At 38.4% G+C, this 25,522-nt stretch carries 28 protein-coding genes and 1 riboswitch; of the genes, 1 reads left to right on the forward strand and 27 read right to left on the reverse strand.

Annotated features, from left to right (window positions below):
• Positions 1-61 precede the first annotated feature (61 nt).
• Both NYE63_RS14675 and NYE63_RS14680 read right to left on the reverse strand, forming a co-directional pair.
• On the reverse strand, positions 62-634 hold the full coding sequence (locus tag NYE63_RS14675) for a histidine phosphatase family protein (RefSeq protein ID WP_342605771.1): 573 nt from the start codon (positions 632-634) through the stop codon (positions 62-64).
• 27 nt (positions 635-661) lie between these two features.
• Positions 662-1,006, reverse strand: a complete 345-nt coding sequence (locus NYE63_RS14680) for a n-acetylglutamate synthase (protein WP_342601643.1) — start codon at positions 1,004-1,006, stop codon at positions 662-664.
• A gap of 241 nt (positions 1,007-1,247) precedes the next feature.
• Between NYE63_RS14680 and NYE63_RS14685 the strand changes: the two genes are divergently transcribed.
• Entirely contained in the window at positions 1,248-1,769 is a 522-nt protein-coding gene (locus NYE63_RS14685) for a DUF2179 domain-containing protein (RefSeq protein ID WP_063233682.1), read from the forward strand.
• A 106-nt stretch (positions 1,770-1,875) separates the two neighbouring features.
• Here the strand turns inward: NYE63_RS14685 and NYE63_RS14690 are convergent, their stop codons facing one another.
• The 25 genes from NYE63_RS14690 to NYE63_RS14810 form a co-directional block, all read right to left on the reverse strand.
• Positions 1,876-2,088 carry an HNH endonuclease gene (locus NYE63_RS14690; protein WP_342601644.1) on the reverse strand — a complete coding sequence of 71 codons (213 nt, stop codon included), beginning with the start codon at positions 2,086-2,088 and terminating at the stop codon, positions 1,876-1,878.
• Positions 2,089-2,103: 15 nt separating this feature from the next.
• Complete coding sequence (locus tag NYE63_RS14695; protein WP_342601645.1) at positions 2,104-2,502, reverse strand: cytosolic protein; 399 nt, start codon at positions 2,500-2,502, stop codon at positions 2,104-2,106.
• A gap of 63 nt (positions 2,503-2,565) precedes the next feature.
• Complete coding sequence (locus tag NYE63_RS14700) at positions 2,566-3,321, reverse strand: exodeoxyribonuclease III (protein ID WP_342601646.1); 756 nt, start codon at positions 3,319-3,321, stop codon at positions 2,566-2,568.
• Positions 3,322-3,396: 75 nt separating this feature from the next.
• Positions 3,397-4,902 carry a cardiolipin synthase gene (gene cls, locus NYE63_RS14705; protein ID WP_342601647.1) on the reverse strand — a complete coding sequence of 502 codons (1,506 nt, stop codon included), beginning with the start codon at positions 4,900-4,902 and terminating at the stop codon, positions 3,397-3,399.
• 125 nt (positions 4,903-5,027) lie between these two features.
• Positions 5,028-6,464 (reverse strand): glycogen synthase GlgA, encoded by a 1,437-nt coding sequence (gene glgA, locus NYE63_RS14710; protein ID WP_342601648.1) that lies wholly within the window; start codon positions 6,462-6,464, stop codon positions 5,028-5,030.
• 16 nt (positions 6,465-6,480) lie between these two features.
• The gene (gene glgD / locus NYE63_RS14715; RefSeq protein WP_342601649.1) at positions 6,481-7,587 is read right to left on the reverse strand and encodes a glucose-1-phosphate adenylyltransferase subunit GlgD; all 1,107 of its coding nucleotides are present in this window, start codon (positions 7,585-7,587) and stop codon (positions 6,481-6,483) included.
• A gap of 18 nt (positions 7,588-7,605) precedes the next feature.
• On the reverse strand, positions 7,606-8,772 hold the full coding sequence (locus NYE63_RS14720; protein ID WP_342601650.1) for a glucose-1-phosphate adenylyltransferase: 1,167 nt from the start codon (positions 8,770-8,772) through the stop codon (positions 7,606-7,608).
• On the reverse strand, positions 8,772-10,700 hold the full coding sequence (gene glgB / locus NYE63_RS14725; RefSeq protein ID WP_342605772.1) for a 1,4-alpha-glucan branching protein GlgB: 1,929 nt from the start codon (positions 10,698-10,700) through the stop codon (positions 8,772-8,774). The genes NYE63_RS14720 and glgB overlap by 1 nt, the downstream gene beginning before the upstream one ends.
• Before the next feature lie 258 nt (positions 10,701-10,958).
• Positions 10,959-11,972, reverse strand: a complete 1,014-nt coding sequence (locus NYE63_RS14730) for a glycoside hydrolase family 15 protein (RefSeq protein WP_342601651.1) — start codon at positions 11,970-11,972, stop codon at positions 10,959-10,961.
• Between the two features lie 340 nt (positions 11,973-12,312).
• Positions 12,313-12,639, reverse strand: coding sequence for an AzlD domain-containing protein (locus tag NYE63_RS14735; protein ID WP_342601652.1), 327 nt, complete (start codon positions 12,637-12,639; stop codon positions 12,313-12,315).
• Entirely contained in the window at positions 12,630-13,370 is a 741-nt protein-coding gene (locus NYE63_RS14740) for an AzlC family ABC transporter permease (protein ID WP_342601653.1), read from the reverse strand. Before NYE63_RS14740 ends, NYE63_RS14735 begins: the two co-directional genes overlap by 10 nt.
• 30 nt (positions 13,371-13,400) lie before the next feature.
• A complete protein-coding gene (locus NYE63_RS14745; RefSeq protein WP_342601654.1) occupies positions 13,401-13,919 on the reverse strand; it encodes a mismatch-specific DNA-glycosylase in 519 nt (172 codons plus the stop codon).
• A 738-nt stretch (positions 13,920-14,657) separates the two neighbouring features.
• Entirely contained in the window at positions 14,658-15,557 is a 900-nt protein-coding gene (locus NYE63_RS14750) for a sulfite exporter TauE/SafE family protein (RefSeq protein ID WP_342601655.1), read from the reverse strand.
• 153 nt (positions 15,558-15,710) lie between these two features.
• Complete coding sequence (locus NYE63_RS14755) at positions 15,711-16,343, reverse strand: NAD(P)-binding protein (protein WP_063233669.1); 633 nt, start codon at positions 16,341-16,343, stop codon at positions 15,711-15,713.
• Positions 16,324-17,085, reverse strand: coding sequence for a sirohydrochlorin chelatase (locus NYE63_RS14760; RefSeq protein WP_342601656.1), 762 nt, complete (start codon positions 17,083-17,085; stop codon positions 16,324-16,326). The genes NYE63_RS14755 and NYE63_RS14760 overlap by 20 nt, the downstream gene beginning before the upstream one ends.
• The gene (cobA, locus tag NYE63_RS14765) at positions 17,085-17,861 is read right to left on the reverse strand and encodes a uroporphyrinogen-III C-methyltransferase (RefSeq protein ID WP_342601657.1); all 777 of its coding nucleotides are present in this window, start codon (positions 17,859-17,861) and stop codon (positions 17,085-17,087) included. The genes NYE63_RS14760 and cobA overlap by 1 nt, the downstream gene beginning before the upstream one ends.
• A 19-nt stretch (positions 17,862-17,880) precedes the next feature.
• Positions 17,881-18,096, reverse strand: a complete 216-nt coding sequence (locus tag NYE63_RS14770; protein WP_101225386.1) for a DUF3906 family protein — start codon at positions 18,094-18,096, stop codon at positions 17,881-17,883.
• 20 nt (positions 18,097-18,116) lie between these two features.
• A complete protein-coding gene (locus NYE63_RS14775) occupies positions 18,117-19,742 on the reverse strand; it encodes a nitrite/sulfite reductase (protein WP_342601658.1) in 1,626 nt (541 codons plus the stop codon).
• A 16-nt stretch (positions 19,743-19,758) separates the two neighbouring features.
• A complete protein-coding gene (cysC, locus tag NYE63_RS14780) occupies positions 19,759-20,358 on the reverse strand; it encodes an adenylyl-sulfate kinase (protein WP_342601659.1) in 600 nt (199 codons plus the stop codon).
• A gap of 46 nt (positions 20,359-20,404) precedes the next feature.
• Positions 20,405-21,553: a sulfate adenylyltransferase gene (gene sat / locus NYE63_RS14785; protein ID WP_342601660.1), complete on the reverse strand. Its 1,149-nt coding sequence runs from the start codon at positions 21,551-21,553 to the stop codon at positions 20,405-20,407.
• A gap of 29 nt (positions 21,554-21,582) precedes the next feature.
• Positions 21,583-22,299, reverse strand: coding sequence for a phosphoadenylyl-sulfate reductase (locus tag NYE63_RS14790; protein ID WP_342601661.1), 717 nt, complete (start codon positions 22,297-22,299; stop codon positions 21,583-21,585).
• Positions 22,300-22,468: 169 nt separating this feature from the next.
• Positions 22,469-22,612 (reverse strand): YezD family protein, encoded by a 144-nt coding sequence (locus NYE63_RS14795; RefSeq protein ID WP_072273036.1) that lies wholly within the window; start codon positions 22,610-22,612, stop codon positions 22,469-22,471.
• 172 nt (positions 22,613-22,784) lie between these two features.
• A riboswitch (SAM riboswitch) is annotated at positions 22,785-22,893 on the reverse strand.
• 279 nt (positions 22,894-23,172) lie between these two features.
• The gene (gene ssuE, locus NYE63_RS14800) at positions 23,173-23,706 is read right to left on the reverse strand and encodes an NADPH-dependent FMN reductase (RefSeq protein ID WP_342601662.1); all 534 of its coding nucleotides are present in this window, start codon (positions 23,704-23,706) and stop codon (positions 23,173-23,175) included.
• A 210-nt stretch (positions 23,707-23,916) separates the two neighbouring features.
• Positions 23,917-24,504 carry a TetR/AcrR family transcriptional regulator gene (locus NYE63_RS14805; RefSeq protein ID WP_342601663.1) on the reverse strand — a complete coding sequence of 196 codons (588 nt, stop codon included), beginning with the start codon at positions 24,502-24,504 and terminating at the stop codon, positions 23,917-23,919.
• A 137-nt stretch (positions 24,505-24,641) separates the two neighbouring features.
• Complete coding sequence (locus tag NYE63_RS14810) at positions 24,642-25,388, reverse strand: SDR family oxidoreductase (RefSeq protein ID WP_342601664.1); 747 nt, start codon at positions 25,386-25,388, stop codon at positions 24,642-24,644.
• Between the last annotated feature and the right edge of the window lie 134 nt (positions 25,389-25,522).

Below are 25,522 nucleotides of genomic sequence, written 5' to 3' on the forward strand. Positions count from 1 at the left end.
TATAAGTAGCTCTCCTCAATATCAACCATATTTATTTTAACTCTAACCAAGTTTAATAGGACTAAGATAAATGATTCACTTGATTGAAATCATCAATTATCCAAGAATCGACTTCAAATCTAATCGTACTCAAACATGCATTGAACAAGCGCATTTCGTTGGTTACGAATGACTCCTTTGACATCAAGCGTAAAATAAAATGAATGACGGCTCCATGAGCAACAAGTATAACTTTCTTCTCAGGATACTCCTTCTGAATTTCCTGGAGCCCATTCATCAGCCTGTTTCGTAAAGATTCCTGATTTTCCTGACCAGGATATTCTTTATCCACGAATGCTGACTCCCTTTCAGCTGCTGTCATTCCTTCAGCGAAGCCAAAATTCTTTTCAATGAATTCCATTTTTTCAATAACCGGGACTTCAATATATTGCGAAATGATATCTGCCGTCTCCCTTGCCCTTTTTAGAGGACTCGAAATAATCACATCCCAAGAAGCCTCTTTTGACAAAAATTCACCACATTGCCGTGCCTGTATCTTTCCTAGTTCATTTAAAGGGATATCAGTTTGCCCCTGCAGTTTCCCTAATGCATTCCAATCTGTTTGACCATGCCTCACTAAACAGATAGTAGTAATTGTCCTCAAACCCTTCTATGTAGTTTGTTATTTTTTCACTTCTTCAATGATGGAATGTCCTTCACTCTGTTCAAGATCTGACCATTTCCATTTTTCGTGCAAGCGTATTCTTCCATCTGGCAATATTTCAGGGGTGGAAAGACAGCTGCCTCCTCTAATTTCACCTTTTTCATTGATATGATTATACCTGAATTCTAGAGACCCATCCATATTGACAAGCCCTATTAAAGTCCCTTTAACAATCTCTCCACCATGATAACTTGCTGAAAGAATTGAGCCTTCTTGTGTATAGTGGAAGGAAGTATTACCTGATACTTCTCCATTTTCAGAATTGACTTTAGCTTTGAATATCCGACCATCATAATTAAACATCATCATTCCCCCATATAAATTAATAAGGATAATGATACCAAATTAATTAAAAAAAGAATATTGAAAAATCTTATTGAATCTTAATTCAGTGTCTATTTAAATGCCACAAAAAATACATAATATTCCCCATTGAATTCCCCTATTATGTTGTGGTTAGATTATGGAAGATGTTACTTATGGAATGAACATTCTCCAAGTAGAAACGTCTAATCAAACTGGAAGATGTTGGTGAGGTGCTCAATTGAAAGAAATACTTCTGATTCTACTATTACAACTTATTTATGTTCCGATTTACACGTTGCGAACCATTTTCTTAGTAAAAAATATTACCATACTTGCCTCGATACTGGGTATCGCAGAAATGTTAATATACGTTTTTGGATTATCCCTAGTATTTGGCGGTGACCAAAGCATACTCGCCATGGTTGTATATGCAGTCGGTTTTGGAATCGGAATAATTTTTGGTACGAAAATTGAGCAAAAACTTGCCATCGGTTTTATTAATGTAACCGTTAATACTCAAACCAAAAATGAACAGTTGGTAGATACATTGAGGAACAACGGATTTGGTGTAACTCTTTATACGGGAGAGGGCAGAGATAGCAACCGTTATCGGATGGAAATCTTGACAAAACGCAATCGGGAACAAGAATTGATAGCAACTGTTGAAAAGTTTGAACCTAAGGCTTTCATCATTTCATATGAACCACGTTATTTTAAAGGTGGATTTTTATTGGATCGATTGAAAAATAAAGCAAGTTGAATGAAATGCAAAAGCCCATCTTTCAAGATGGGCTTTTGCATTATTTCGTTTTTGACTTTCTAATCTTTACTGCCCTCGTTACTGATTGTTTTTTAATCCACTTTAACTATTTTTTTAATGCTTCATCATCTTTTAGCAAAAGCACCGTATATAGTCGAATGGCCAGCTCTCGGTTTGAATAAAGTGCGTGAATCTGTTTATGACATGATTTACAGAGATAGGCTATTGGTAAAAGGCTGCCGCCTAATTCTCTAGGTGTTAAATGATGGATGGTAAGTTGTATCTCGCCCCTCTCACAAAGCTCACAAGTACCTTTCATCTCATTACTCGGCCGTTACGGCTTAACTGATTTTCCTTCTTCAACAATATGAAACATCAAATGGGCAAGGTGGTGGATCGGTCCATACTCTTCATTGTCATCCTCTTCTTCATCCTCCACTTCATCCATACCTTGTAAATAAAGTGCCATGAACTCATAAAAATCATTTTTAGTAAAGGAGTAACAATCACTTGGATCCTGATTATCTTCTTCATACTGTAAAACTAGATGGGATAAATCACCCTCATCATCTTCAGCATCAAAAAAAACGAAATACCCGATATTTGTATCCAGTTCAAATAATCTGCGAAATCCGCGTGATGTTGATTTTTCAAACTCAGCCGACGTCAATTTTTGCACTTGCATGCTGTCTACATTATCTTCTTGATGAAAGCCCACGATAAATGTGTTCATAATCTAACCTCCTGTTGAATATGGATAACCATTAGTATCCCCATTTAACCGAATTTATTCGATTTAGAGGTTTGTTTCCAAGACAACAGGGCAATGGTCACTGCCCATGACATCACAGTGAATGTTAGCCTCAATTAAAGAATCCGCCATGCGTTTAGAAACAATGAAATAATCGATTCTCCACCCGATATTCCGCTCTCTTACTTTAGCCATGTATGACCACCAAGTATAGGCACCTTCCTGGTCCGGATAAAAATGACGAAATGTATCGATAAACCCTGCATCAAGTAATTCAGTCATCTTTCCGCGTTCTTCATTAGTGAAACCGGAATTACCAATATTGGGTTTCGGGTTTTTTAAGTCGATTTCCTGATGTGCGACATTGAGATCCCCACAAAAGATAACCGGCTTCACCAAGTCCAGTTCTCTAAGATAATCTATCATCCCATCTTCCCATTCGAGACGATAATCAAGCCTTGATAAATCCCTTTTTGCATTTGGTGTATAAACATTCACCATGTAGAAATTCTCGAATTCAAGTGTTATGATCCTGCCTTCCGGCTCCTCGCCCAGCTCTCCTACGCCATATTTCACTGTAAGCGGTTTTTCCTTTGTGAAAATAGCCGTACCTGAATATCCTTTTTTCAATGCATAATTCCAATATTGATGGTACCCTTCCAACTCAAGTGAAATCTGCCCTTCTTGAAGCTTAGTTTCTTGAAGGCAAAATATATCTGCATCCACATCTTTAAAGTAATCTAAAAATCCTTTTTTAACACAAGCCCTTATTCCATTCACATTCCAGGAAACCAATTTCATAATCTCTTTAATTCTCCTTATGGCCAATTAATTTATTTACATTTCAACTATACTATTTAACTGCTTTTTTTCCCATTAGAGAACATTCGAAAACAATCTGGCAAATGATTCTTTTGAACGTTCCAGTAAGCCACGATTGTTATACCCGATAGGATCTATTTTGTCACTATCCATCATATCCTCTTTGTAATGAGTGACAAGATCATCAATTGTACGGCTGCCCATAAGAAAGACATTCACTTCGAAATTCAGATGAAAACTCCTCATATCCATGTTTGCCGTTCCTATGGAAGCCATATCACCATCAACGATAATAAGTTTCTGATGTAGAAAACCTTTTTTATACGAGTATACCTCTACACCGAATTGAAGCAGCTCCCCGAAGTAGGAACGACTGCCATATTGGGTTAAAAATCCATCATTTATTGCCGGAACCATAAGCCTAACCTGTATCCCCTTAATTGCGGCATGTTTAATTGCTGCTTTAATCGCTTGATTGGGTACGAAGTATGGACTTGCAATCCAGATTGATTCAGTCGCGCTAGTGATAAGTGAATAGTAAAAATCACTCATGATTCCCTGTTGTGTATCAGGACCGCTTGCAACCACTTGGACAGCTCCATCCCCTTGTTCCACTGTATTCTTGAATTCTGGACGGTCTTGCAATACATCTTCCCCACTGACATATTCCCAATCCAAAAGGAAAACAGTATGAAGCATATATACCGCTTCACCTTTAAGGACCATGTGTGTATCTCTCCAAAATCCGATGTTTTTATTTCGTCCTAAATATTCCTCTCCTACGTTTAAACCTCCCACAAAGCCAACTTCCCCATCAATTATGATGATTTTACGGTGATTTCTAAAATTAAACTTTTGATTGAAAAAACCGTGTTTCAATGGGGAAAATGGATAAGCTTTTATCCCTGCATTTCTCATTCGTTTAACCTCATTATTTGAAAGGCTTAAACTACCGGCCGCATCAAAAATGAATAAAACTTCTACACCATTTTTTGCTTTTTCAATAAGGATATCTATAATTTCCGTGCCAAGCCTATCGGAACGAAAAATATAATATTCAATATGGATGAATTTTTCAGCTTTTTTTAACTGTTTAATGATTTCTGTAAACGTTTCTTTACCATTTTTCAATACTTCTGTTTGTGATGATGTACTAATGGTAGTTTCAGATGCATTTTTGGCAAAAGCTGCGAATGATTGCTGATGATTATTCAAGAACGATAAATCTGGCGATGATACCTGTGTGACAAGACTCTTCCATTCTTCGCGATCTTTTTTCCTTTTACTTCGAAATAAATACCCTTTTAGATAGAGCTGACCTGAGAATAGATAAAATACATATCCAAATACCGGGAAAAACAAAAGCACATACATCCATAAAAGGGTCTCGTGGGCAAATCTATTTTCCAGCATGAGTGAAATCATGGTGATAAACATGACAAAAATATATAATCCAATAAAAAATAGCTTCACGTCGAAGCTAACATGAGTGAACAGGATCATATAAACTGCAGTAATTAAAATAAATAAAAATACAAATTCCATTCTTCTTCTTTTCATCTTTTCATTCTCCTACACAGCAATATTTTATATATATAAACATATACCCATATTTGATGGTAAAAGAAACAAAACACTCACGAAAACAAAATTCGCAAGTGTTTTGTGTATTACCTATCCAATTATTACTTCATGACAGGAATCAAACTTTCATATAGCTCAATATACTTTAAGGAAGATGATGTCCAACTGAAGTCTAACTTCATTGCACTTTCGGCCATTTTCCTCCATCTTTTCGGTTGGAATTTGTACAGACCAACAGATTGCTCAATTGTATGAAGCATATCGTGTGCATTGTAATTCGTAAAACTGAAGCCATTACCTACACCAGTAAATTGATTATAAGGTATGACCGTATCACGAAGTCCGCCAGTTTCCCTCACTAGAGGCAGAGTGCCATAACGGAGCGCTAAGAGCTGGCCGATACCACATGGTTCGAATTGTGATGGCATCAGGAATAAATCTGAACCAGCATATATCCGTCTTGCTAAACCTTCATCAAAATATGTATTTACTGAAACCTGATTTGGATATTGGTCAGCTAAATGGCGAAATGCCGATTCATATTGCTCTTCACCTGTACCTAAAAGAATGAATTGAACACCTTGGTTCATCATTTCATGAAAAACATGAAGAATAAGATCGATTCCTTTTTGATCAACAAGCCTGGTCACCATTGATATAACTGGAACTCCATCATTGACAGGAAGATCCAGCGATTCCTGTAACTGACGTTTATTCTCCATCTTACCCTCATAGCACTCGAATGGAACAGCAAGAAGTTCATCTGCCGCAGGATTATATTCCTCATAATCAATTCCGTTGATTATCCCTTTAAGGTCACCATTTCTTTTGCGTAAAAACCCATCCAGATTTTCCCCAAAATAGGGACTCTGAATTTCTTCCGCATAACTTGGGCTTACAGTTGTGACTATGTTAGAGAAAGCTAATCCGGCTTTCAAATAACTGACATTTCCATGGAATTCAAGACCATCGATATTAAAATATAACTCACTCAAATCCAGTAATTCTGCTAAAACAACTTTAGGATAAACTCCTTGATAGCGTAAATTATGTATGGTAAATATCGTTTTAATATCCTGATAGAACGGATGGTTTTGATAATGAGCTTTCAGCAAAACGCTGACAAGGCCCGTTTGCCAATCATGACAGTGTATGACATCCGGCTTTTCTTCTAAATAGGGTAAAGCCTCTAAAATTGCACGGGAAAAGAAGGCGAACCTTTCGCCATCATCAAAGAAACCATAACTCCCATGCCTTTTGAAGTAATACTCATTATCCAGGAAATAATATGTAATTCCATTAGCAACAAGTTTTTCGATGCCGCAAAATTGCTGGCGCCATCCAACAGGAACTTCGATGCTCGTCAAATGTTTCAGTTCCTGTTTGTATTGGTTAGGAAGATCCCCGTATTTAGGAAGGATGACACTTACATGGACTCCCTGTTTTTTCAGCGCTTTCGGGAGCGCGCCTATAACGTCTCCGAGCCCTCCCGTTTTTATAAAAGGGGCGCATTCTGAAGCAGCAAATACAACATTCATTGCCGCACCTCCTCTATTAAATTACTTCCGCTTTTTTTATTACAGTAGGCTGTTTTAAACCAATAACTGATTTTTCACTAGTAATTCTCACTTCTTTATCAGTTATGATATTTTCAACGATAGCTCCTTCTTCAATCACGCCTTTTTGCATGATGATGCTATTCTTTATTATCGCACCCTTTTTCACCTTTACCCCACGGAAAAGTATACTGTTTTCGACAGTTCCTTCAATATCACACCCGTTGGCTATCAATGAATTCGTAACCTTCGAAGAACTTGAATATTTGGTCGGTGCCTCATGTTTGATTTTTGTATAAACATCCCAAGTATCCCCGAAGAAAGAACGGATTACCGAAGGGTTTAGGAAATTCATATTACTGGAATGAAAGCTTTCAATGGAATGGATGAATGGCATATCTCCAGTAAAATTGTAGCCTTTAACTGTAAAACGATGAAGATTGGCTTTCACAGCGTCTTTCAAAAAGTCATATTCCCCACTGGCAACACAGTTTTTGATTAAGTTCACCAATAGCGTTTTGCTTATGATGAAGGTTTCTAGACAAACATGGTCACCAGGTCTAGGGATGGTATAAAAGCTAATGTCAGTAATGTCCTCATCCGAATCTACCGAGCAGGTGTGATAGATTGGTTTCTCTATCAATTCCCCTACATAATCCTTATATACCACCGTGATATCCGCTTTATGTTTTTTGTGATAATCAAGCACTTCATTAAAATCCAATTTGCATACATGGCTTCCAGGGGAGATGATGACAGTATCTGCCTGTGCACGTTCGAAAAAGCTGAGATGATCATAGAATTGCTTCATATCGCCCGTTACTGTTTCATCCGGATGGATAGGGGGCAAGATATATAAGCCTCCTGAACGCCGATCCAAGTTCCATTCTTTACCTGAGCCAAGATGATCCATAACTGAAAGATACTTTTCTTTTGGAAAAACGGCTACTTTTGATACATCTGCATTAATGAGATTAGACATCGTAAAGTCAATCAAACGGTAACGTCCGCCAAATGGCACAGATGCTACATTACGGTGAGCAGTCAGATCTTTTAAATGTTGTCTTTCATTGATTAAGTTAATAATACCCAACACATTTTCCATAGCCATCTTCCCCTTTTTCTAGTTAAGAGTGATCTTTTTTTTGTTTGGATTGGTAATGGTCTGATTTTCACCAATTAAGGTAATATCGGATGTAACTGCTGAATTGCCTACTACTGCACCATCTTCTATAACACAATTGCTGGCTATGATGCTTCTTTCTATATGAACGTTTTTACCAATCGTAACATTAGGCATAATGACTGAATCTTTTATGGTTGACCCATAGCCCACCTGTACATTATAGGATAAAACCGAATGTTCAATGTTCCCATGTATCATGCACCCTTCATTGATAAGCGACTGACTGACCTCGGCATCCGGTGATATATATTGCGGCGGGTGATTTGCATTGCGGGCAAAAATTTTCCATTGCTGATCATCCAACTGGAAATTTGGCGTATCCTCCAATAAGTCCATATGGGCCTGCCAAAGGCTTTCGACCGTTCCAACATCTTTCCAATAATCATTAAAACGATAGGCATATAGCTTTTTTCGGTCTTCAAGCATCTTTGGAATGATGTTGCTGCCGAAATCATTGGAAGAATTTTCATCTTTTTCATCGTTTATTAAATACCGTCTTAGGGTCTTCCAATTAAATAGGTAAACTCCCATGGAAGCGAGATTACTCTTTGGATACTTTGGTTTTTCATCAAATTGAGTGACTTTATCATCATCATTAGTATTCATGATACCGAAACGACTTGCTTCCTGCCACGGCACTTGAATGACAGCTATGGTTGCCTCGGCATTTTTTTCAATGTGAGAATCCAGCATCTTACTGTAATCCATCTTATAAATATGGTCACCAGAGAGAATCAGTACATGCTCCGGATCATAGTTATCAATGTATTGGATATTTTGATAAACAGCGTTTGCCGTTCCTTTATACCACTCACCGCCTTCTTTCCCTTGATAAGGGGGAAGAACGGAAACTCCGCCAACATCCAGATCAAGATCCCAAGCTTTGCCATTACCAACGTAATCATTTAGAATCAATGGCTGGTATTGGGTCAGTACCCCAACCGTATCAATACCAGAATGAGTGCAGTTACTTAATGGAAAATCGATGATTCTATATTTACCGCCAAAGGGAACAGCTGGTTTTGCCAAACCGATTGTCAATTCACCTAACCTTGAACCCTGGCCTCCTGCCAATAACATTGCTATCCATTTTTTCGCTCCCATTATTCGTTCACTCTCCCCCGTCTTTTTTTTGTTTGCTTCATAAAAATAGAAATGCCTAATGGAGGTACAGTTATTTCCATGCTGAATGGTTGATTGTGGTATGGATCCTTTTTGACATTAATGGGTTCTTCATTGATCTGACCCGATCCTCCGAAAGCTGGTGAATCACTGCTGAAAACCTCTATATATTTACCTTGGGATGGTACACCTATTTGATAATGAGCATGAGCCTGCGCAGAAAAATTACAGACAACAATGCAATAATCGCCTTTGCGTTTACCTTTTCTCATAAAGGTAATGATACTCTGTTTACTATTGTTCGGATCTATCCATTCAAATCCTTCCTGGACATGATCCAGTCTCCAAAGGGAGGAAGTTTGCCTATAAAAATCCTGGAGGGTACGGAAGTAATATGCCAGCTTTTCGTGGGATTCATATTCCAAAAGCAGCCAATCCAATTGTTCCTCATCTTTCCATTCTATGAACTGGCCAAATTCACCGCCCATAAATAGAAGCTTCTTGCCAGGATGCGTCATGAAATACCCAAGGAGTAACCGTAAATTTGCGAATTTCTGCCAATAGTCACCAGGCATCTTATTCAATAATGACTTCTTGCCATGAACCACTTCATCATGTGAAAAGGGCAAGACGAAATTTTCTGAAAAGGCATAGAAAAATGAAAAGGTTAAGAGGCTATGATGAAATGGCCTTTCATCCGTTTCAAGTTTCATATAACGAAGGATATCGTTAGTCCATCCCATATTCCATTTGTAATTAAAGCCTAGGCCTCCTACATCGGTAGGAGAAGTTATAAGTGGCCGATCTGTTGCTTCTTCAGCCATCATTAATGCATTGGGATATTTCTTGAATACCACTTCGTTAAGTTTTTGCAAAAATTGAATGGCTTCCAGGTTTTCCTCACCGCCAAACTGGTTTTTCAGCTTGACCGGCAATGGATTATCATGATTTAAATAAACCATTGACGAAACTGCATCAACACGGACCCCATCAATATGGTAAACATCCATCCAAAACATTACATTTGATATAAGGAAACTGACTACTTCCGGTTTGGTAAAATCAAAATTGTATGTCCCCCATAACGGGCGATCTGCTTTAGCATAATCAATTGGTTCATAGAGAGGCGTACCATCGAAACGGGAAAGTCCATGTGCATCTTTACAAAAATGGGCGGGAACCCAGTCAAGGATTACTCCTATGCCCTTTTGGTGGCAAAGGTTAATTAGATATTTAAAATCTTCCGGTGAACCGTAACGGCTGGTTACGGAATAATAGCCCGTGACTTGGTATCCCCACGATTTATCAAATGGGTGTTCCATTATGGCCATGATTTCAATATGTGTAAAACTATTATCAATCACATAATCAACTAATCTATCAGCCAATTCACGGTACGAATAAAATTCGCCATCTTCTTTCTGTTTCCATGTTCCGGGGTGCACTTCATAAATGGACATGGGCTTATGATAAATATTTTCCTTTTTCCTATCAGCTATCCACTTCGAATCTTGCCATTCAAAATCATCCAGCCTTTTAATGACCGAGGCTGTATTTGGTCTGACTTCCGAATAAAAGGCATATGGATCGGCTTTTAGGATACGTTTATTTCCAGGTGTATGTATTTCGTATTTATAGATTTCCCCTTCTTGTAGTCCTGGTACGAACAACACCCAGATACCTGAACGCTCGATCCGTTTCATTGCATGATCTTTTCCGTCCCAATTATTAAAATTACCGACAACTGAAACTTGCTTGGCATGGGGGGCCCAAACGGTGAAGCGTACTCCTTCAATACCTAATGATGTTACAATGTGTGCCCCAAGCATTTTATAGCTTTCATAAAGGGTGCCTTCATGAAACAAATACAAATCGAAATCGCTTGGATAATTCTCTTGCAGCTGGTCCATAATTGTACTCAATAAAACCCCTCCATCAGTATTAACTCGATAGTATTTTACCCATCCTTCCCCAGTTATTATATATATTCGGTAAAAATGATATTAATCCTTCAAATGGAGGTGAATATATTGTAATAAATGCCCGTTTTTTTGAAAATTAAAACATTTTTTCGTGAAAAATAGACATTTATTGTAAAAATATTATTATTCCAATAAAAGCTCTCCCCATTTTTTGGGAAGAGCTTTAAGTTATCATGTATGAATTCTTCATGTTATTTGTTCAGTTCGAATCATCTGAGTCTTCGTCAAGAATAAATACGATAATGAGACTGACCATGCCAAAGGAGTGTTCCTGTTTGGATTATTTCTGCCTCCTATATATAATTCAGGAACTTCCCAATTTTCCGGAATGATCATTTTCGTTTTATCTATATATTCCTTCACTTTGTTCATCATGCCAAGTTCAAGGTAGCATAAGCCCAACCACGGAAGCCCGAAACACCATTCCGCTTCTTGACCGTCATTATAATAAAGGTCCTTTTCATATCTAATACAACCTTTTGTTCTTTCTAGGCGCTCTGTGACATTTTTCAATATTTTAAGTGCTAATTCACGATCTACCAGCCGATAAGGATAAATTAAGGATAAAAGGGCTAAATCCGTCTCTTTTGAATAACTTTCCCTTGGAAGCAGGAAACGAAGTGTTTCTTCTCCCTTTTTAATCAGTTTCTCCTTGACGTTGACCAGCATTTTGACTGAATTCAAACCAGCAACACATGCACCTATGCTTGAAGCGTGGATTTCTATATTTTCTTCCCACATCCCGTTATCTTCCGACTGCCAATATTGCAGGCATTCCAAGTAATTGACCAACTTTTGAACGATTTGTAAATCACGTTGATTTCTTATCACCTTTTTACCATGCCTATACCCTTCACCTACACCCCATAAAAAGGCACCTATCGCATCATTTTGGGCATGCCCCCACTCATCGGGCAGTTCTTTAAGTTCAGTGGAATACCGAGCATGTATATGTTCAAATAGAAACTTGGGTTTCTGTTCCGTATGAATATCTATTTTCCACTCATAGGATTGAAATAAGTCGAATAAAGCATGATATGCTTTCTCGTAACGATTGGATGAATCATTTATAAAAGGCAATACTGTATAAACGACATCCCTTATCCAGACATAATTATAATCATCGGAAACGCTTGCAGTATACGCGCCATTAGGAAGCCGCATGCGATCAAGAACCTCTAGGGCACCATTTATCTTCATTAATTGAACACCTCCATAGTTATTTGCTTATTCCCATTGTTGACAGACTCCCATTTTCTAAACGTTGGTTGTTTCATTTTCAATTAAAAGCGCTTTCAATTCAGCTAACCAAAATGACTTTTCAGAAGTACATTCACCCTAGTTTATGTAATCACTGCCCTTTTTGATAATCAAGCTTCCAATGTTCATTAAAAAGCGTCATTAGCCTAATCGAAATGAACGAACTCAAAAAGTTACCGGTTAAGAAATATGTTCTTGGGAAAATAAAAACCCAGTAATGGCATTCCATTACTGGTCATATCGGCCTATCATTTAAATGTTTAGTACTTTTTAGTACTTATTAAAAGAAAAATCGTAATATCATCAAGGAAAGCACGCCAATCATAACTGTCGCCAACAGACTCCTCGTAAAAATGGCAACCAGGAAAGCTGGTAAAGCTGCTGCCAAATTCAAAGCATTATCCTTAATTGATAAGACCTGTTCCGATAATAGAAGTTCTTGAGCCAACAACGCCGCCATTACGGCCACTGGCACATGCTTTAGCCAATCGATGCCCCATTCAGGAATCTGCATTTTACTAAGCAGCATCAAAGGGACGACTCTAGGTATGAAAGTTACAATCGAAGTCCCTAGGATGACAGCAAGGATATATCCGCTTACTTCCATCTGCCAATCACCATCCCTATCGTTGAAGCTACAACCGTTGCAACTATGACCCCAGTACTGCCTGGAAAGAAGAAACTTACTGCAACAACGATTAATATGCTGCTAAAAGCGACTGCAAGATCTATGAAAAAGGCCTTTTTACTTAATATTTGTAAAACTAAAAGTCCGATGAACATAGCTGGCAGGGCGAAGTCCATCCCATATTTTTCGGGATTTGGAATCCATTGGCCAAAGAAACCGCCAGCCATATTTGCGATGAACCAATTTAAATAGGCTGCAAGATTCAGACCAAGCATCCATTTAAAATCAAGTTGTTTTCTCGTCTGTGCCGCTGTGACGGCCACTCCAAACGTTTCATCAGTTAATAAGGACCCAGTTATCAGGTTTTGTTTCAAACTTTGCTGCCTGAAATACGGTGCCAATGCAGCACTAAGTAATAGATGACGACTGTTAACAAAAAAAATCGTAAAAATTATGGCCGATACTGGATGACTTGCGGCTATCATCCCTGCCGCTATGAATTGTCCAGACCCTGCATAGAGTAAAAGCGACATAAGTGCCACTTCAATCATACTTAATCCTGACGTTTTTTCGACGACCCCTGCAGCAAAACCGATACTTAGGTACCCCAATAAAGTTGGTATACAATCCTTTACTCCTTGCCAAAAGCCTTCCCCATCATTGACCTCGGAAAGACATTCGCTTTTCCATTCAGCACTACCCTGACTCATATAATTCCACCCTTGTATTAATAAGTTCCTTCATTTGTTTTCCGGCTTGCCAAGCAGTATTGGCAACTCACTATATATTTCGATGATCTCATCTATCGGCATTCTAACTAAACCGCTGGAAGAAGGGGCAACGAATTCCATGGTTTTATTCGATGAAGGATTTTTTTGCAGCCCCCAAGAGATTTTTCGTAATTGACGATATTCCTGATAAACTCCCTTGCCTACAAAACAAACAAGTTTAGGTTTATACTTTTCAATTTTCCTTTTTAATTGCTTCCTTCCTTTTATGTACTCTTCTTTTGTGATTTCGTCGGCACCTTTTGTAGGCCTGGAAACGATATTGGTAAAACCATAACCTAAATCCAGTAATGACGAGTCTTCAGTTGGGTCATATTTCCTTGGTGTCAGGCCGGACTTGAAAAGGATTTTCCAAAAGCGATTGTTTGGATTGGCATAATGATGGCCAGTCTCGCCTGAACGAATGCTTGGATTGAAACCTACGAACAAAATATCCAAATTTTCCTTTAAATGATCAGAGATGCCTTCCATTTTAAAACTCCTATTCATATTTGCTATTTAATCATTGTACAAAACTGAAAAATATTTAACTACCTTTTCCGCCATTTTCACAAACTTATATTCAAAAACTAAAAAACGCTTTAATTAGAATCAATAGACGGCAGCCAGCTAAAGGACATTTATAATGTGGTTGCGAGCATCCAATTTTTATGTAAGGAAAAGTTCAATCATTTCACTGGGGAACAAAACAATGTGAAAGTTCACTTGGTGAACATGTTGTTGGTACGGGCAGAATTGCTTTGGAAGCAATGGCATATAAGCCTCTATCAATCAAACGCCGGTGTTCAAACAGGCAGGAATTTAAATTTAATAGTAAAAAATAAATATTACAAGCTTATTGAATTATATGAAAGTACAATACAATCATTAGAACAGCAGCAGGCCCTAAATTAATGGTTCTGCTGCTGTTTTAAATCTCTCACGATGTCTGACTTTATTGGGGGTACTATTGATTCTTTGTTAGGAGAATAAACTACATAGATATTGGAGGCATAGGTCTCTCGATTATTAAGAGCGCTAAAAAACGGGTCAAAAAATATATGAATCTATTAACTAGGGTCAAGAACCTTTATTATAACCGAAACAACTTTAAAGGCGGAATCCCATTTGGCAAATGACTTTACTCGTAGGTATTTATGTACCTACGAGTTTTTAAGTTACGTATCAGAATATGCTTTTGTATAAATTCGCTTCTTTCAAACTCGCGAATCAGGAAACATTCTGCCGTTGTTCGATATGATCATGTTTTCTCGCATTGGACATCTTATTGATGGTAAGAAGAATTCCAGAAAGCCATATAATCACGATGCCTGTATAGATATATATATGGGCTTCAATCGGAATCCATGTTGCTAATAATGTTCTTACATTGATTAAGATAATGAAACCACCCACTAAAACACCCATTAATTGTGCAGGAAGCATTCTGACGAGCCAGGCTGCAATTGGCGCGGCAACCACTCCACCAATTATCAACGCTACGACCCAAAGCCAATTGACAGCTTCCCATCCAAGTGAAATGATAAAGCCAAGACTTCCGAAAAAAGCAATGGCAAATTCACTTGTATCTACAGTCCCTACGGCTTTTCTCGCCGTCATGCCTTTTTTTGACAATAAAACGGGCGTTGCAATCGGTCCCCAACCGCCTCCGCCTGTTGCATCACAAAATCCTGCAAAAAGGCCTAACGGAATGGATTGTTTTGCGGTCAATGGCTTTACGGTTTCATTTTCCTTTGAAGGTTTAAAAATAAATAAAAAACGGAATAAAACGTATACACCAAGGCCAAATAAAAATATGGCAATATAAGGTTTAGCTAATTCGGCTGGTAGGTTGCTCAGGAAACATGCACCTACAAATGCACCAACTGAACCTGGAATGATCAAGCGATAGACCATATTTTTATCCACGTTCCCAAACTTTATATGTGAAGCTCCGGATACTGCTGTGGTCACTACTTCCGATAAATGAACGGATGCTGATGCTACTGCAGGGGCAATCCCGAATGTCAACAATAAGGACGTGGAACTCACTCCATACCCCATTCCAAGCGAACCATCGATTAATTGGGCTAAAAACCCGATAAAGGCCAAAACGATTAACTTTTTCATGACATTCCCCTTTTTTCACTAAAATAGAACCTATATAACATCGACCCTATGGTACCGTTTGCCTGTATAAATCATTTAGATTTCCATTAGACACAAAGAGACACCTAACCAAAATGAAATGACATGTTGGTTAGGTGCCTTCAGTTTTTCTGATCAGCCCAATGATATATTTTCTTCGGCTTCTACTGGTAAAAGCCTAGCTAAAAAACGATATCTTTCTTTTAGGGAGTATTTATAAATATCCTCTATTGAATCTTTCAGTAACTTAGATTTTTCCTCTTTTGAAAATGAACCATTTTTTATAATCATCCTTGCTTCAAAAAGGAATTCAAGATATTCTTCATATGATTCATCATATACTTTACCTAGGTCATTCCGAATTTTTTTTGCGAGTGTTGGGCTTGCTCCATTGGTAGAAACACTTATGGAAAGCATGCCTCTATTCAATGTGGCCGGAATATGAAAATTACCCAACTCATGATTACTAATAACGTTCACCAACTGACTTTTGGATGCATTCTCGTACACTCGTTCATTAACTTCAGTCGAATTTGTTGCAACGATAATTAAAAACGCATCTTTATAGTCTGTTTCTTCCACTTCTTTAAGTAAAACTCGAATCTTACCTTCTTTCTCCAACAGTTGAAAACCTGTGCAAATCTCGGGGCTTACGACGGTCACTTCAGCACCAGCTTCCAATAAGGGGCCCGCTTTAAAGTAACCTATTTTACCACCGCCGATGATTATACACTTTCTGTTCTCAATATTAAGCGTAATTGGATACATAAGCTCCCTCCCCACTCACTTCATGAATTCGTTCCGATATTGCTTGTTCAATCTTTGGGTGATAACCTAGATATCGGCAAAGTATGAATTTCTGCTTACCCTTTTTTTGAATCTTTTTTATACCATTTTCGATGGACTGCATTAGGAGACCGGTAAACAATAGGTAAGGAATGATAAATACTTGGTTTCGTCGAGATTCCTCTGCGAATTCCAATGCTTCTCCAAAGCTTGGTGTGGCAGCTGTCAAATAACACTCTTGCACACGGATTTTTGGAAACCTGTTCCTTAGCAAATCGGCCAGTCGAGACAAATCCCTTTTCACGTCGGGATCACTGCTGCCCCTTCCAACCAATAAAACCAAGGAATCCTCCGTAACCCTTACATTGGTTTCCTCCAACCGTTCGACTAAAATGTCAACCATTTTATCACTAACACCAATCGGCCTACCGTATTTCAAGTCAACGGCAGGGTATCGTTCTTTCATTTTGTTTAATATGACTGGAATATCATGTTTTGCATGTACAGCTGTTAACAATAGAACTGGAATGGCGATGATTCTCGTCGCACCTTTTTGTACGCATCTTTCGTAGGCCTCTTCTATCGTAGGAACTTCCAATTCTAAGAAGCAATACTCCTGAATGGAATTTGGCTGTGCTTGCATACAAACTTTAATAAAATCAATAGCTTGGGCTGAAGCTTCTTTAACACGGCTGCCATGGCAAATATATAAAATGGCTTCCATTAAAAGGCCTCATTCTCCAACAAATTTTCGGTTTGTTTTCCTTCAAACCATTTGATTTTTTCTCGTAAATTAACGACATCGCCCACGACTATCATGCAAGGATTCGAAATCTGTTCGTTATTGGCGGTTTCTACTACATTAGCCAAAGTACTGACAGCTGTTTTTTGCGTTTTTAATGTCCCCCAATGAATAAGGGCTACAGGAGTCTCTGGACTTTTTCCATGCTCCAAAAGTTTCCCTTGAATATAGGGCAGGTTTTTAACACCCATGTAAATGGCTAATGTATCGATTCCTTTTGCAAGGGATTCCCACTTGATATTATCCTCTTCATCCTTTTTCCGATGACCGGTAACAATTGCAAAAGATGAAGCATGGTCCCTATGTGTAACTGGAATTCCCGCATAAGCTGTAGCGGCGATTCCAGCCGTAATTCCTGGAACGATTTCAAAGCTCACGCCACTTTTGGCAAGGGCTTCCGCTTCCTCCCCGCCTCTCCCAAAGACGAATGGATCTCCGCCTTTCAAACGAGTGACTATTTTTCCCTTTTTTGCATATTTGACAAGAAACCGATTGATGGTATCCTGCTGCAATAAATGATAATCCGGCAGTTTACCGCAATTAATCAGCTCTACACCGTCTTTTGCATGATTCAAAAGTTCTTTATTGACAAGTCGATCATATAAAATGACATCAGCTTCTTGAATGCATTTTAATCCTTTTAATGTAATTAAATCTGGATCTCCGGGACCGGCTCCTACTAGATATACTTTCCCCATTTATGCAACCTGCCTTCCCTTAGAGAATCGTTTCGAATTCCGATAAAACGAAACCTGCTCCATTTTTAATTTTCCTTTTTTCATATAATGAGATGTCATCCACTTCAGGCATTTTCAAAAAATGTTTTTCCAGCTCGATATCAACAAGGTCAAACGCCTTTTCATCCGAATCGGCAACAATGATGACATGGATTGGTTTTTCCTTGATAGTGACTTCGAAACGGTATAAATTCATGGATTGCTTACCTTCCCCTATTAAACGGCCACTTCCGTTAATATATCATCTAGCTTACTTTGTAACTGGGATATCCCTACCCTTTCCACAAAATCAAGAAAGGTTTCGGATAGAAGTTTTGTTTCTTTGAAAAATAGGATCAGTTCTTTCAGAACATGATAGAGCTGTTCAGCTTCCACTTTTCCTTTAAGTTTTTCATTGAACTTACCGCCTTCATTCAGCGTTCCTCCGACGTATATCTCAAAAGCTTCGACCATCTTTTTGTCCTGGTTTTTCATTTTTATGCCTTGAAGCCCAATTTCGGCGATTGCTCTTTGACCGCAATTATTCGGACAACCCACCATATGCATTCTTACAGGAACATCGAGATCTATTTCCTTGTCCAATGATTCAGAAATGGTCCTCATTCGTTCTTTTGTTTCAACGAGTGCCAGGTTGCAATACTCGATGCCTGTACAAGAAACGGAATAACCAATGAATTTTTTTGGTTGATATGGAAATCTTTCAAAGATGGATTCCTGTTTTAATTCCTCAAGTTTTGCATCCGGCACATTTGGAATGATAAGATTTTGAGAATTACAGTTTCGGATTTCACCATTTCCATATTTCTTCGCAAGTTCAGCAAACTCGATCACTTCGTCTGGATTTAGACGACCAACTGGTATATTGACTCCAACATAGTTCAGACCATCTTGTTTTTGTTTATGGATGCCGTAGAAATAACCTGCATTCCATTCCTTCACCGCACTTTCACCCTTTTCAGGAAGCGGACCGGTGTACTCCAGCAATTTTTCCTTGAATTGTTCAGGACCCCAATCAGCTACAAGGAATTTCAAACGCGAGCGATGACGTTTTTCACGGTACCCAAAGTCACGGAATATCGTCGTGATGGCGGCCGCTACTTCGACTGTTTTTTCAGGTAAAATGAATAAGTCAAGTTCTTCTGCCAGCATCGGAACGGAGGATAGCCCACCGCCTACTTTTACGTGAAAACCAACTTCCGTTACTCCATCAATTACTTTAGTAGCCGGATTGAATGAAACACAGTTGATTTCAGCATTTGAAGCATTATGGATATTAGCACTTATGGACATTTTATATTTCCTAGGAAGGTTTGAATAGTCTTCGTTAAGGCGGAAATACTCAAATACATCATAAAGTACCTCGCGTGTATCAAAAAGTTCGTCAGGATCGATGCCTGCCAATGCATTACCGATGATATTACGTGTGATATCACCACATGCACCGGCCGTAGTCATTCCAACCTTTTCCAAACGATTTAAGATATCCGGGACTTGTTCGATGGTCAACCAGTGGAATTGGATGGCTTGACGGGTTGTAATGTCATATACACCCCTCCCATAATCTTTAGCGATGTTAGCTAGAGTTATCTGTTGATCATAAGTCAGAATACCTCCGGGAATAACGACACGCATCATCCAGTAACCTGCTTCTTTTGGCCGTTGCAGGTATAGACCTGCCCACTTGAACATATCCCAATTCTCTTTAGGGATGGAATCAAAACCATTTGCAGCGTAATGTGGAATATCATCGAATATCTTCAATCCGTCTTTTTCCAATTTCCAGATTTCCGTTTTATTTTTAGCGATTAGTGGATTTTCCGACCAAAATTTCTCGTAAACCATTACATTTCCTCCTTGATTAGATCGCTTTCTTTGCTGTCAAATAGCCGATTACCTGTTCAACGCACTCTTCAATGCTGTATTGGTCGGATTCTAAAGTGATTTCCGGTTGTTCAGGTTCTTCGTATGGAGAGTCGATTCCGGTAAAATCTTTAATGATTCCTTTACGCGCCTTGTCATAAAGACCTTTTGGATCACGCACTTCGCACTCTTCGATCGGACACTTTATGTATACTTCAATAAACTCCCCTTCATCGAGTAAATCACGTACAATCTGCCGATCTGCCCTGAAAGGTGATATGAAGGCGGTCAATACGAACTGCCCACTATCCACGAATAACTTGGAAACCTCACCGATTCGCCTAATATTCTCGGTTCGATCCTCTTCAGAAAAACCTAAATCTTTATTTAATCCGTGGCGGATATTATCACCATCCAAAACATAACTTCGAATATTCCGATTATATAACTCTTTAGCGACCGCGTTCGCAATCGTTGATTTTCCGGAACCCGAGAGTCCTGTAAACCATAGAACTGTGCTTTCATGCCCGTTCTGCTTCCGGCGGAGCGCCTTGGTCAATGACGTTTCATGCCACGTGACATTCGTACTTTTACTCATATAATAATCCCCCTCTTCTTTATGTGACACTTCAATTTATATCCAATCAGTTATAAACTTCATTCTTTTTTAGACCTTCGATCAACACCTCGATGACTTCTTTACGGCTAAAGGTAGCTGGAGGAATTTCTCCATTACGCAACATTTCCCTTACCTTCGTTCCAGACAGGATGACATGGTCTTCCTTGCCATGCGGACAAGTTTTAGCGGAAGCCATATTGCCACATGCTTTACAGTAAAAACTATGTTCAAAGAATAATAGAGTGATTCCTAACTCATCTGCGTTAAAATTCCCAAAGATTTTTTGAGCATCATATGTTCCATAATAATCGCCCACACCCGCATGATCACGTCCAACGATAAAATGGGTGCAACCATAATTTTTACGGACCATCGCATGGAAAATGGCTTCTCTTGGTCCTGCATAACGCATGGCAGCAGGGAAAACTGCAAGAGAGACGCGATCCTTCGGATAATATTTTTCTAGCAGCACTTTATAGCTTTCCATTCTTACATCTGCCGGAATGTCATCGGATTTAGTGGCACCTACAAGAGGATTCAAGAATAAGCCGTCGACAATCTCCAATGCTGTCTTTTGAATGTATTCATGAGCACGGTGAACAGGGTTCCTCGTTTGGAAACCGACAACTGTCTCCCAGCCTTTTTCAGCAAAAGCTTTCCTTGTATCGACCGGGTCTAAATAATGAGCTTGAAATAGCGGACGCTCTATTCTCTTGATCAACTTTATTTCCCCGCCGACATATACATCCCCGCGGTTATATAAATTTTTCACTCCAGGATGCTTCTCATCATCCGTTTGATATACTAATGTCGCTTCCAATTGCTTATCTGGAGTGTATATATCGGAAACGGATAGAACCCCGTATGTTTCACCTTCATGAGTCAACGTTACTTCTTCACCTATAGTAAGGGTTTCTGCAATTTCTTCGGTCAAAGGCAGCGTAATCGGGATGCTCCATACATGTCCACTGCTAAGCCTCATATCCTTGACCACTGTCTCATAGTCACTTTTTGTAAAGAATCCTTTAATCGGACTGTAGGCACCAGTGCCTATCAATTCAAGATCACTTAAAGCAATTTCATCGATTTCGATTGACTTTGTTATTTTACTAAAATCATATTTTGGTTCCCAAAGATCGATTAATGTTCCTCCGTGCGGTAGACTGATTGTCATGCTAATTTCCCCCTATGGTTTCTATTTATTTAAGATAAATGCAATCCGCATTCCGTTTTTTGAGCTCCTTGCCAACGGCCTGAGCGTAAATCATCTGCATTGAAGGCAGGTGCAGTACATGTTTTACATCCAATGCTCGGATATCCATTATCATGCAGGATATTATATGGAAGTCCGTTTTTATGGGCGTAGCGCCAAACATCTTTCCACGTCCAATGTATGAGTGGACATATTTTAACTGACTTGAACTTATTATCCTTATTGATATACTCGGTCAGAGCCCTTGTTTCGGATTGCTCCCTCCGCAGTCCCGAAAGCCAGGCTGTTGCCTTTGAAAGCACATCGGTAAGCGGAATGATTTTACGGATGTTACAGCACTTATTGGAATCACTAAGCCATAATTCATCCCCATATTCCGCTGCTTGTTCCTCAAGCGTCAAGTCAGGTTTCTTCATTTCGATCGAAAGCTTTGGATATCGCTTTTTCACTTGCTCGATCAATTGGTAAGTTTCCTCAAAATGAACATCTGTATCAAGGAAAACTATTTTTGCCGATGGATTGACCTTCGCCAATAAATCCGTAAGCACGATGCCTTCAATACCAAAACTACAAGCATAAATCAGTTTGTTTCCATAATGGTCATTCGCCCATTGCAGAACTTCCAAAGCTCCTTTTGTCTCACTGTCTTCAGGAAATACAGGTAAATCCCCTGTGTTGAAATTGTCATAGTTTATTAATGCAGCCAACTTTGTAGCCCCCTCTAAAAACTTGCTGTATCAGGTTAGAGTAACTGTTGATCAATACCCGTTGTAATCTTCTCCGGCTTATTTGATTCTAGGAAAAAGAGACGAATCTAACCAATACTCTCTTTATATCAGTTAAACCCGCCTCTAGTTTTTCTAGTCAGCAGATACCTTATTTAATTCTTAATTTTTCATTTCTTTCCATTTGAATGATTTTACCATCCTGGACAATAAGTGTAATGGATCCATATTTCATTGAATTAAGCATTTCTTGAAGTCGTTCAAATATTTCTTCAAGCTGATTCTCTTTATCCAAACCAGTTCCTCCTTTAAGAAAATCCGCGAATATTTTATTTTCAACGGTGATTAAATGAATTTCTTAGATTTATATAATTCCATACAACCTTACATTGTTATGGTTTGCATACAATTTTTCAAAAAAAACAAAAATCTTTCCATGATGGAAAGATCCCAAGGTAAATATCTTTACCTTATCTTCCAAAATGATCAACATTTTGTTGGAGGTAGCACCTTGCATCCATCATGCAGGTTGCTGGACTTCAAAGGGCCAATTCCCTCCGTCGCTCTGGATAAGTTTTATTATTTTAAATATTAACATATATTTAATCCTTGTCAATGGAGTTTTCTTATAAAATAACTTGGTTTAATATTATGGATGAACTGTTATTTTTATACACACTATTCAATTTTTGATTTTATGTTCATATAAATACGAAAATAGACTCGTCTTTTTAGATAAGGTCTCCAAAAAATTAAGTCTATTTTCATAAAAAACCTATTATTGACGCATGTCCTTACTTGAAAAATTAATTTCTCGAATTCCGGTCCTTTTGTAGAAAGGATTACTTGAAGTCATTAATTTCTTAACTGTATCGCTTCTACAAATTCTTGAACTTGACTCTGGACGCGATCAATTAAATGCAAATCATTAATCGGTTTTTCTGAATTCTGTTTATCTATTTCCTTATCAACAAAATAAATGCCCTGCAGCGGCTCACCTTTTAATATTGAAATTAATGGTTTAAGCGCATAGTCAATCGCCAATAGATGCCTGTTACTTCCACCAATCATGATTGGCAGCACTGGCTTACCCTTAAATGCTCCTTCTGGCAGCAAATCAATCAAGGCTTTCAATACACCTGTATAAGAAGCCTTATAAACCGGTGAACCAATAATGATTCCTCTAGCTGCTTGAATTCTCTCTGAAAGCTTTAAGATATCTTCGCTATTATATTTCCCTTGAAATAAATCATCTGCTGAGAAATCCGTAATTGAGAAATAAGCTGTGGTAAATCCTTCGTTTTCAATTAATGATTGAATATGTTTTAGTGAAATGTCCGTTCTTGATGGTTTAGCGGGACTTCCTGATAAAATTACGATATCGCTCATTTAATACCCCTCCAATGTTACATGATTTCCAGATAAAATTTTCGTGAAGCATTTCTTGCAGTATGCATTTATCGTAATAGTCTGAAAAATATAAGTCAAATCTTACACTCGGGTTTAATAAATTCACCAGTTGACTTCATCGTCTCTGAATGAAAATAAAAAGGTCATATTTGCGGCTTGATGCTCATGCCCTTCAATATGACCGTTTCATTATGTATGATTTTGTTTACCATGAATACCATATACCAAAAGTTGAGCAATGCTCTTAATTCGTTCAGAAGTAAAATATGGCTCCTTTTTTTGTTGATGGATCTCATAATGTGTAGATAATGCCAATGTAAAAGAAATGATCCCTACATTAAATAGGATAATATCAGAGATATATTTTATCTCTCCGCTATCTATTCTCTTCTGTATTTCAATATGCTTGGCATTTGGCTTGAAAATCTGATCTACATATTGCTTTGAAATATCTTGATCGAATTGTGTTTCCCTAAATAAAATCGAAAACTGTTCTTTATTTTCAAGAATTTTTTTTATCATGGTGGAAACATGATTTTCCACTAGATCATCCGTTGATAGATGGCAAGTCCCATCTTCAGCTTCCTCTTTTTCATTAGGGGTAATAGTAGCCAAAAGCAAATCTTTTTTGCTGTCAAAGTATTTGTAAATAGTAGCTTCGGAAACATTGCATGCAGAGGCTATTTCATTTGTTCTTGTCATGTCAAATCCTTTAGTGGCAAAAAGAGTCCGGGCTACATTTATGATTCGTTCTTTAGTTTGCTGCCCTTTTTTCAAAAATATCAACCTTCTTTTATAAAGATAAGACCGGTTTCACCAATCTATTTTCCATGATATCTCGATGGTATCAATCGGTCAACATATTACCTTTGATCTATTAGAATTCAATATTCCCATATATCATAAATAGAAAATCACTTAAAAGATGCATAGCCATCATCGACCATGACTACACTTCCATTAATCGCATCCGCTTCCTCTAACGATAATAGATAGACGGCATTTGCAATGGCTTCTGGCTTAATTAATTTACCGCGCATTTGACTTGCATTCAATTTATCGATGATTCCCAAATCTTTATAGCCTTGTATGATAGGAGTATCACCCCCGCCTGGTGCAATGCCCACTACGCGTATGCCATATGCACCCAATTCCAAAGCTACTGTCTGAGTCATCATTCTTACAGCGCCTTTAGTCGCCTGATAGGCAAAAGTCCCATGGGAAGCTAAGTAGCCAAACACAGAAGCGGTATTTATAATGACACCCTTGTTACCTAGCTCCTTCATTTTCCGTCCTGCTGCCATAATACCAAAGGCAACTCCGTGCTGGTTCACTCCAATCGTTTTGAGGTAACCCTCCATATCTTGATCGAGGATCATCCCGCCTGCACCAATGCCGCCATTATTAAACATGATATCGATCCTTCCGTATGTTACTACTGCTTTATTGATTAACGATTCAACATCTTCCTGCTTAGAAACATCCGTTTTAACAAAAATGGCCTCTCTACCATTCGCTGTTATCTGTTCAACAGTTTCCTGTCCCAGTTCTTCATTAAAATCCGCAACAACGACCTTGTCCCCCTTTGCTGCGAATTTCAAGCATGTTGCTCGGCCAATTCCGCTTGCCCCTCCTGTAATAACTGCAACTCTTGCTGTCATATACATTCCCCTTTCAACACCAAAAACAAGTAAGTGATTACTTATTTTATAAGTAAAAAAGTAAAGAATATTAAATTCAAGCAATATGTATTTATTTTTTATAGCGTTTTGAGCATCCAAAAGTAAAGCTGTCC

The organism is Peribacillus sp. FSL E2-0159 (assembly GCF_038643155.1).
In the GTDB taxonomy this organism is placed as follows: domain Bacteria; phylum Bacillota; class Bacilli; order Bacillales; family DSM-1321; genus Peribacillus; species Peribacillus simplex.

Bases quoted from the DNA above. Each gene is read 5' to 3' on its own strand.
- NYE63_RS14750 (WP_342601655.1), bottom strand. From the start codon at position 15,557: ATGAAAAAGTTAATCGTTTTGGCCTTTATCGGGTTTTTAGCCCAATTA.
- sat (WP_342601660.1), bottom strand. From the start codon at position 21,553: ATGACAATCAGTCTACCGCACGGAGGAACATTAATCGATCTTTGGGAA.
- NYE63_RS14690 (WP_342601644.1), bottom strand. From the start codon at position 2,088: ATGAAAGGTACTTGTGAGCTTTGTGAGAGGGGCGAGATACAACTTACC.
- cysC (WP_342601659.1), bottom strand. From the start codon at position 20,358: ATGAGTAAAAGTACGAATGTCACGTGGCATGAAACGTCATTGACCAAG.
- NYE63_RS14680 (WP_342601643.1), bottom strand. From the start codon at position 1,006: ATGTTTAATTATGATGGTCGGATATTCAAAGCTAAAGTCAATTCTGAA.
- NYE63_RS14775 (WP_342601658.1), bottom strand. From the start codon at position 19,742: ATGGTTTACGAGAAATTTTGGTCGGAAAATCCACTAATCGCTAAAAAT.
- NYE63_RS14735 (WP_342601652.1), bottom strand. From the start codon at position 12,639: ATGGAAGTAAGCGGATATATCCTTGCTGTCATCCTAGGGACTTCGATT.
- cls (WP_342601647.1), bottom strand. From the start codon at position 4,902: ATGAAAAGAAGAAGAATGGAATTTGTATTTTTATTTATTTTAATTACT.
- NYE63_RS14760 (WP_342601656.1), bottom strand. From the start codon at position 17,085: ATGGAAGCCATTTTATATATTTGCCATGGCAGCCGTGTTAAAGAAGCT.
- glgB (WP_342605772.1), bottom strand. From the start codon at position 10,700: ATGGACCAGCTGCAAGAGAATTATCCAAGCGATTTCGATTTGTATTTG.
- cobA (WP_342601657.1), bottom strand. From the start codon at position 17,861: ATGGGGAAAGTATATCTAGTAGGAGCCGGTCCCGGAGATCCAGATTTA.
- NYE63_RS14695 (WP_342601645.1), bottom strand. From the start codon at position 2,502: ATGAACACATTTATCGTGGGCTTTCATCAAGAAGATAATGTAGACAGC.
- NYE63_RS14770 (WP_101225386.1), bottom strand. From the start codon at position 18,096: ATGAATTTATACCGTTTCGAAGTCACTATCAAGGAAAAACCAATCCAT.
- NYE63_RS14730 (WP_342601651.1), bottom strand. From the start codon at position 11,972: ATGAAGATAAATGGTGCCCTAGAGGTTCTTGATCGCATGCGGCTTCCT.
- NYE63_RS14745 (WP_342601654.1), bottom strand. From the start codon at position 13,919: ATGGAAGGCATCTCTGATCATTTAAAGGAAAATTTGGATATTTTGTTC.
- NYE63_RS14720 (WP_342601650.1), bottom strand. From the start codon at position 8,772: ATGGGAGCGAAAAAATGGATAGCAATGTTATTGGCAGGAGGCCAGGGT.
- NYE63_RS14755 (WP_063233669.1), bottom strand. From the start codon at position 16,343: ATGTATCCAATTACGCTTAATATTGAGAACAGAAAGTGTATAATCATC.
- NYE63_RS14810 (WP_342601664.1), bottom strand. From the start codon at position 25,388: ATGACAGCAAGAGTTGCAGTTATTACAGGAGGGGCAAGCGGAATTGGC.
- glgA (WP_342601648.1), bottom strand. From the start codon at position 6,464: ATGAATGTTGTATTTGCTGCTTCAGAATGCGCCCCTTTTATAAAAACG.
- ssuE (WP_342601662.1), bottom strand. From the start codon at position 23,706: ATGAGCGATATCGTAATTTTATCAGGAAGTCCCGCTAAACCATCAAGA.
- glgD (WP_342601649.1), bottom strand. From the start codon at position 7,587: ATGGAAAATGTGTTGGGTATTATTAACTTAATCAATGAAAGACAACAT.
- NYE63_RS14700 (WP_342601646.1), bottom strand. From the start codon at position 3,321: ATGAAATTGGTTTCCTGGAATGTGAATGGAATAAGGGCTTGTGTTAAA.
- NYE63_RS14740 (WP_342601653.1), bottom strand. From the start codon at position 13,370: ATGAGTCAGGGTAGTGCTGAATGGAAAAGCGAATGTCTTTCCGAGGTC.